Annotated in this window: 3 protein-coding genes and 1 pseudogene; 3 read left to right on the top strand and 1 reads right to left on the bottom strand. The window is 72.9% G+C overall.

Going from position 1 to position 2,742, the window contains the following annotated elements; genetic code table 11:
- Window positions 1-268, top strand: a pseudogene (locus tag AOK16_RS11400) (MurR/RpiR family transcriptional regulator); the annotation flags it as partial.
- A gap of 167 nt (window positions 269-435) precedes the next feature.
- On the opposite strand, the gene AOK16_RS11395 reads toward AOK16_RS11400, so the two are convergent.
- Complete coding sequence (locus AOK16_RS11395) at window positions 436-705, bottom strand: SCO5918 family protein (RefSeq protein ID WP_055472137.1); 270 nt, start codon at window positions 703-705, stop codon at window positions 436-438.
- 299 nt (window positions 706-1,004) lie between these two features.
- On the opposite strand from AOK16_RS11395, the gene AOK16_RS11390 reads away from it, so the two are divergent.
- Both AOK16_RS11390 and AOK16_RS11385 read left to right on the top strand, forming a co-directional pair.
- Window positions 1,005-1,208: a cold-shock protein gene (locus AOK16_RS11390; RefSeq protein ID WP_055472139.1), complete on the top strand. Its 204-nt coding sequence runs from the start codon at window positions 1,005-1,007 to the stop codon at window positions 1,206-1,208.
- 118 nt (window positions 1,209-1,326) lie between these two features.
- The coding region (locus tag AOK16_RS11385) for a DEAD/DEAH box helicase (protein ID WP_420865378.1) at window positions 1,327-2,742 on the top strand (1,416 nt) is incomplete at its 3' end.

Genomic DNA, 2,742 nt, shown 5'->3' with positions numbered 1-2,742 from the left:
CGAGGTCGTCGAGGCGCTGGACCACGCGCGGAAGGCCGGCCTCTCCGTGGTCACGGTCGCCGACAGCGCCTTCGCGCCCGTCGCCACCCGCAGCGACCTGCTGCTGCCCGGCGCCGTCGGCACCGGCCTCGCCTTCGACACGGCCTGCGCCCCGATGCTCCTGGGCCGCGTCCTGCTGGAGGCGATGTGCGACGCCCTGCCGGAGGCCCAGGCGCGCCTGGAAGATTTCGACGCACGGGCGGCGGAGCGGGGGTTGTTCGTGGAGTGAGGGGGATTGCGGGCGGTTTGCGCACACGCCCGCGTCCGGCGGCACGTGCCCGCGTCCGGCGGTACGTACGCGCGTCGGCGGTCCGTATGTGCGTCGGCGATACGTGTGCGTGCTGCGATACGGGCGCGTGCTGGCGACTCGTGCGCGGGCAGGGGCCCGTACGGGCGTCAGAGGCCGTACAGGTCCGGCTGCGGGGTCGGGGCCGGGGCCGGGTCGCAGGTGAAGCCGAGGCGCTTCATCGCGCGCACCACCTCGCCCGCGCTGAAGTCGCGCCGGTCCTGCTTGGTGACCAGCGCGCCCACCTGTTTGACGGGGTAGGCGCGGCGCCCGATGCGGACGGACTCTCCTGTGATCGGCTCCGGCTTGACGCCGCTCATGGCCGCCTCCACCTCGCTCGCGGTCAGATCGAAGGGGTAGCCGGCGATGATGCAGCGCATGATGCCTCAAACGGGGAGAAGGGGCGGGCCCGGGTCCGCTCAGCCTGGCACACCGGGGTCCGCCCGGGAAGGATGAGGAGTCCTGCGTCACTCCCGCGCCCGGAACCGTACGCCGCGGGCCCGCGATGTGCTAGCGTCAGACGCGTTGCAGTTTTGGTACCCATGGACTTTATGCGTCTGATCCTTTGTGACTCAGGCGCATTTTTGTTTCCGCCGGTCTCTCCGGAGTGGGGTCATTGCGGCGACGCGGAGATTCGCGAAGTGTGGACCTCCGGCACAGCCCCCTGAAGGAGATTGACATGGCTACTGGCACCGTGAAGTGGTTCAACGCGGAAAAGGGCTTCGGCTTCATCGAGCAGGACGGCGGCGGCGCCGACGTCTTCGCCCACTACTCGAACATCCAGGCCCAGGGCTTCCGTGAGCTCCAGGAAGGCCAGAAGGTGACCTTCGACGTCACCCAGGGCCAGAAGGGCCCGCAGGCCGAGAACATCGTTCCGGCCTGACGCCCGTACGCACCACACAGCTGGGGCCCGCACCTGAAGGGGTGCGGGCCCCAGCCCATGTGCCGGGGAGCGCTCGCCGCTCGCCGGCGCGTGCTGCCCGCCCCGAGGAAGGCTCCTGTTGAGTCGCGGTAACCGTCCTGCCCGCCGTCCGTCCCGCTCCGGCGGCGCCCATTCCGGTGGCGCCCACTCCGGCGCCGGCCGTTCCGGAGGCGCCGCCAAGCGCCCCGGTCCCGCCAAGCGCCCCGGCAAACGCCCGGGAGCCGGCGGCCCGCCCGCCGAGTTCGCCATGCCGGAGAGCACGACCCCGGCGCTGCCCGCGGTCGCGTCCTTCGGTGAACTCGGCCTGCCCGCCGCCCTGTTGGAGACCCTGGGCCAGCAGGGCGTCATCGAGCCGTTCCCGATCCAGGCGGCGACCCTGCCGAACTCCCTCGCGGGCCGCGACATCCTGGGCCGCGGGCGCACCGGCTCCGGCAAGACCCTCGCCTTCGGCCTCGCCCTGCTCGCCCGCACGGCCGGCCGGCGCGCTGAGCCGCGGCGGCCGCTGAGCCTGGTCCTGGTGCCCACGAGGGAGCTGGCCCAGCAGGTCACCGACGCTCTCACCCCGTACGCCGAGGCGCTGCGGCTGCGGTCGGCCACGGTGGTCGGCGGGCTCTCGATCGGGCGGCAGGCGAGCGCGCTCCGCGCGGGCGTCGAGGTGCTCGTAGCGACCCCCGGGCGGCTGCGGGACCTGATCGACCGGGGCGACTGCCACCTGGACCAGGTGGCGATCACCGTGCTGGACGAGGCCGACCAGATGGCCGACATGGGGTTCATGCCGCAGGTCACCGCGGTGCTGAAGCAGGTGGACCCGGACGGGCAGCGGATGCTGTTCTCCGCGACGCTGGACCGCAATGTGGACCGGCTGGTGCGCGAGTTCCTGACCGACCCGGTGGTCCACTCCGTGGACCCCTCCGCGGGCGCGGTCACGACGATGGAGCACCACGTGCTGCACGTGGCCGAGACCGACAAGCGCGCGACCGCCATCCGCATCGCGGCCCGCGACGGGCGCGTGATCATGTTCCTGGACACCAAGCACGCCGTCGACCGGTTGACCAAGCAGCTGCTGGCCCAGGGCGTACGGGCGGCGGGGCTGCACGGCGGCAAGTCCCAGCCGCAGCGCAACCGCACGCTGGAGCAGTTCAAGAACGGGCAGGTCACCGCGTTGGTGGCGACCAATGTCGCGGCGCGCGGCATCCACGTCGACAACCTCGACCTGGTCGTCAACGTGGACCCGCCGACCGACCACAAGGACTATCTGCACCGCGGCGGCCGCACGGCCCGCGCGGGCGAGTCGGGCCGGGTCGTCACGCTCGTCCTGCCGCACCAGCGGCGCGACATGGAGCGGCTGATGGCCGACGCGGCCATCACCGCGCAGGCGGCTCGGGTGCACCCGGCCGACGACGAGCTGGCCCGGATCACGGGCGCGCGCGAGCCCTCCGGCGTCGCCGTCGTGATCCCCGCGCCGGCTCCCGCTCCCGCGCCGCGCCGCTCCCGC

It is taken from the genome of Streptomyces pathocidini (assembly GCF_001418495.1).
Taxonomy (GTDB): Bacteria; Actinomycetota; Actinomycetes; order Streptomycetales; family Streptomycetaceae; genus Streptomyces; species Streptomyces pathocidini.
The sequence above is the reverse complement of the archived record's forward strand: the minus strand, read 5'-3'. Positions and strand labels throughout refer to the sequence as shown.